The organism is uncultured Amnibacterium sp. (genome assembly GCF_964245895.1).
GTDB lineage: Bacteria > Actinomycetota > Actinomycetes > Actinomycetales > Microbacteriaceae > Amnibacterium.
This window is the reverse complement of sequence record NZ_CAXTOQ010000219.1, coordinates 1-4,226: the sequence shown is the minus strand read 5'-3', so window position 1 is coordinate 4,226 and position 4,226 is coordinate 1. Positions and strand designations below refer to the sequence as shown.

General features: G+C 70.0%; 4 protein-coding genes. All 4 read right to left on the bottom strand.

Annotated features, from left to right (window positions below):
- On the bottom strand, nucleotides 1–830 hold an 830-nt coding region (locus ACFE60_RS17950), incomplete at its 3' end, for an ROK family protein (protein ID WP_375390219.1).
- A gap of 50 nt (nucleotides 831–880) precedes the next feature.
- Complete coding sequence (locus tag ACFE60_RS17945) at nucleotides 881–1,669, bottom strand: carbohydrate ABC transporter permease (protein ID WP_375390218.1); 789 nt, start codon at nucleotides 1,667–1,669, stop codon at nucleotides 881–883.
- Complete coding sequence (locus tag ACFE60_RS17940; protein WP_375390217.1) at nucleotides 1,669–2,634, bottom strand: carbohydrate ABC transporter permease; 966 nt, start codon at nucleotides 2,632–2,634, stop codon at nucleotides 1,669–1,671. Before ACFE60_RS17940 ends, ACFE60_RS17945 begins: the two co-directional genes overlap by 1 nt.
- A gap of 31 nt (nucleotides 2,635–2,665) precedes the next feature.
- Nucleotides 2,666–4,033: an ABC transporter substrate-binding protein gene (locus tag ACFE60_RS17935; RefSeq protein WP_375390216.1), complete on the bottom strand. Its 1,368-nt coding sequence runs from the start codon at nucleotides 4,031–4,033 to the stop codon at nucleotides 2,666–2,668.
- Nucleotides 4,034–4,226: the final 193 nt, after the last annotated feature.

Below are 4,226 nucleotides of genomic sequence, written 5' to 3'. Positions count from 1 at the left end.
TGCGCCATCGCCGCGGCGACGACGGCCCGCGGCGCGGCGAGGATCTCGAGGCAGCCCCGCGACCCGCACCAGCACGCCGGGCCGTCGGCCTGCAGCACCATGTGGCCGATCTCGCCGACGTTCGCGGAGGCGCCGCGCAGGAGGCGGCCGCCCACGACAAGCCCGAGGCCGAACCCCGCCGCCATGTAGAGGGTCGCGACGTCCTGGGTGGCCGCGATGCGTCCCGCCCAGAACTCGCCGAGCGCCGCGCAGGCGGCGTCGTTCGCGCGGACCACGGGGATGCCGATCGCGGCCTCGAGCTCCTCCTGCACGGGGAAGGACTCCCACTCCTCCGCGCTCGTGGAGAGCCGCTCCGCGTGGGCGCTGAGGTCGAGCCCGGCCCCCGCGACACCGACGCCGACGACGTCCTGCGGCGGCACCTCCACCCCGGCCAGCAGGTCGCGCAGCTCGCGGGCGATCCGCGGGACCACCTCCCTGGGCGGGGTCTGCCCGATGCCGCTCGACTGGGACTCCGCGACCACGCGGCCGCCGAGATCGGCGAGCACGTAGGTGAGGCGGGCGTCGTCCAGCGAGACGCCCGCGGCGTAGCGGGCGTGCGGGTTCAGCTCGAGCAGGCTGCGGCGCTTGCCCCCGGTGGAGTCGGCGAGGCCGGACTCCACCACCAGGCCCGCGTCGAGCAGCGCCTTGACGATGCGGGTGATCGACGCGCCGGTCAGGCCCGACATCTCCGCGAGCTCGATGCGGCTGACCGATCCGCTCGAGCGGACGAGGTCGAGGATGGCGCTGCGGGTGTGCTCGGACGACTGCCCGAGCGGTCGCACGCCGCTCACGCGATCCCGCCCGTCGTCGGCGCTGCTGCGTTCGTCACGATGTCCCTCGCCTACTTGATGGCCCCGGCGGCCATGCCCCGCTCGAACTGCTTCTGCAGCCCGATGTAGGCAAGGATCGTCGGGATCGCGGTGACGAGCGACGCAGCGAGGACCTTGGGGATGTCGTCGTTGTACTGCCGGCGGAAGAACTCCGGCAGCAGCGTGACCACGCCCAGGTCGTCGTCGACGAGGAACACCTTCGGCAGCAGGTAGGCGTTCCACGCGTTGATCAGCACGAGCACGACGAGCGCGACCGCCATGGGCCGGGCGAGCGGCACCAGCAGCGACCAGAAGATGCGCCAGCTGCCCGCGCCGTCCAGCCGGGCCGCCTCGAACAGGGTGTCCGGGATGCCGTCGACGTAGCCGCGGGTGATCAGCACCGTGAACGGGATCTGCAGCGCCGCGATGGGCAGGATCACCGCCCAGAACGTGCCGAGCAGGTGCAGGGTGACGGCGGTGGAGTACAGCGGCGCGATCAGCACCACCTCCGGCAGCGTGAGGGCCGCCATCATGAGCCAGAAGAAGACCTCCTTGCCCCGCACCCGCAGCTTGGAGAACCCGAACGCGGCCATCATCGTCGCGGTGTAGATGATCACGATCGCGCCGCCGGCGACGATCGCGGAGTTCAGGAAGAAGCGCGCGAAGCCGGGCACGGCCAGCACCGCGGCGTAGTTGCCCCAGCCGGCGCCGGTGAACGAGCGCGTCACCATCGCGTAGATGGGGATGAGGAACGGGATCATCGCCAGCGTGACGACGATCTGGAGCACGAGCCGTGCGCGGATGGAGCGGACCTCGAACATCAGCGCGCCTCCGCGTCCCGCGTGAGCCGCTCGCGGCTGCGCAGCTGGATCCCGACCGAGACGACGACCGCGACGACCAGCAGGATGATCGAGAGCGCGGAGGCGTAGCCGAGGTTCCTGGAGGCGTTCGTCGTCTCTGTGAAGATCTCGGTGCCGAGGAACTCCGACGAGTGCGACGGGCCGCCCTGCGTGATCAGGAAGACGTTGTCGAACAGCTTCAGCGCCGTGATGAAGTTCAGGATCGCGAGCGACACCGTGATCGGCCGCAGGTTCGGCAGCACGATGCTGAACAGCACGCGGGCGTTGCCGGCGCCGTCGACGCGCGCCGCCTCCACCATCTCGGGGTCGATCTGCGCCATCCCCGCGAAGTAGAGGATGAAGCCGAATCCGATCGAGCCCCAGCACCCGACCAGCACGACGACGAGCAGCGACGTCGTGCTCTGGCCGATCCAGCCCTGCGCGAGGGACCCGAGGCCGACCGCCTGGAGCAGGTGGTTCACGGTGCCGTCGGTCTGCCAGACCTCGATGTGGGCTGGGGCGAGCGTGGCAGGAGCCACGACGACCGGCAGCACGACGATGACCTTGTAGAGGTTCGCGAACCGGATCCGGGAGTGCATCACCGCCGAGAACAGCACCCCGCCGACCACCTGCACCGCGAACACCGCGACGAAGTAGACGCCGGTGTTCCTGATCGCCGTCCAGAACACCGGATCGGCGAACGCCTCCGCGTAGTTGCCGAGTCCCACCGGGACCAGCCGCTGGCGTCCGCCGCCCCAGTCGAAGAAGGACAGGAAGCCGGAGTAGACGATCGCGTAGTAGATGAGCCCGACGGAGATCACGAAGCCCGGCAGGATCCACGGCAGCCCGGTCGGGACGAGGCGGACGGCGCGCTTCGGCCGCCCGCCCCGGTCGTTCCCGCGCCGGTCCGCCGACGGGGGAGCGGCGACGTTCGCGGTGGCGGTCACGCCCGGTCCGTCCTGCTCCCCCGCGGCCCCGTCACTTCGTGCCGACCGTGCTGGCCTCGGAGGCGCCCTGCAGGTCGGACGCGATCTGCTGGGTCGGCTTGTCCACCGTCGGGTCGAGGATCTGCTGGATCGCGACGACGATGCCGTCCAGCGTCTTCTCGGTCGTCTGGTACTGGCGGGTCTGCGTGGTCGAACCGCTCGCGGTGATCAGCTTCTCGATCGCCGGCTGCTGCACGGCCTGGTCGACCAGCGTGATGTCGCTCCAGTCCGGCTGGACCCCCTGCAGCGACGGCAGCAGGTCGAGCGCGTTCGCGACGTTCTGCTGACCCGTCTTCGACATGGTCATCCAGCGCACGAACGTCTTCGCCGCGCCGACGTTCTTGGAGTCGGCGTTGATCGACAGCCCGTAGTCGACCTCGCCGAAGTACGCCGAGCCGTTGCCCTTGCCGGCGACGTCGGGGAAGGCGGACGGCACCTGCACGAAGCAGGTCGGGTTCGAGACGCCCGCGGACTCCTCCGCGGTCTTGCACGACTGCGCGCCGGAGTACTGCGTGTACCAGAAGCCCATCTGGACGCTCGCGGCCTCGCTCTTCTGGAACTGGCCGTCCGCGAGCGGGTACTGGCCGCCGTCCAGCACGTTCTTCGCGATGATGCCGTCGGCCTTCATCCGCTTGATGATGTCCAGCGTCTCGATCCCCTGCGGGTCGGTCCACTTCGCCTTGCCGGTGGCGGCCTTCAGGAACCAGGTCGGGTCGACCGAGTTCGCGATGGAGTGGTACAGCTCGGTCGGGAAGGTGTCCTTGCCGCCGGCGCCCATCGTGAAGCACGCCTTGCCGACGGCGGTGATCTTCTTGCAGGTGTCGACCCACGACGCGTAGTCGGTCGGCACCGACGCGCCGGCCTTGTCGAGGATGTCCTTGTTCCACCAGAGCATGCCCGCCGCCTGGCCGCCGAGCGGCATCGCGGTCAGCTGCCCGTCGTCGGTCAGCTGGTCGGCGTAGTTCGCGCCGATCTTCGACTTCCAGTCGGCGCCGAGGGTCTGCTTCGCGAAGGAGGTGAGGTCGATCGCGTAGGGCCCGTACTGCGCGGGCGTCCCGCCGGCCGCGGAGGTGTCGAAGATGTCCGGGCCCTTGCCGGAGTCGAGCGCGGGGATGATCGCCTGGCGGTAGTCGACGTTCTCGAAGTTCCGGTAGGTCACCTTGATCTTCGGGTACTCCTTGTTGAACTCCGCGATGTACCGCTGGGCGACCGGGGTGTCCGGGGTGTACCCCCACCAGCTGACGGTCCCCGACTTCGCGGGCGCGACGTCCGCGTCCTGGCCGGAGCCGGCGCTGCAGCCGGACAGCGCGAGCGCGATCCCCGCTGCCGCTGCCGCTGCGGCGGTCGTGAGCTTCCTCATCGACGTTCCTCTCATCACTCCATCGTGCTGAGCACCCGAGCTCGTCCTCGGGGCGCGGAGGAGAACTTACATACAGTGAGTAAGAAAGTCGAGGGTCACGAGATCGCCGCGCCGGAGCGCTCGGATTCAGGCGACCGCGGAGGAGGACGCGACCTGCAGCGGCGCGGGCGCGGTCGACTCCCGCAGCTCGGGC

Bases quoted from the DNA above. Each gene is read 5' to 3' on its own strand.
- ACFE60_RS17945 (WP_375390218.1), bottom strand. From the start codon at position 1,669: ATGTTCGAGGTCCGCTCCATCCGCGCACGGCTCGTGCTCCAGATCGTC.
- ACFE60_RS17935 (WP_375390216.1), bottom strand. From the start codon at position 4,033: ATGAGGAAGCTCACGACCGCCGCAGCGGCAGCGGCAGCGGGGATCGCG.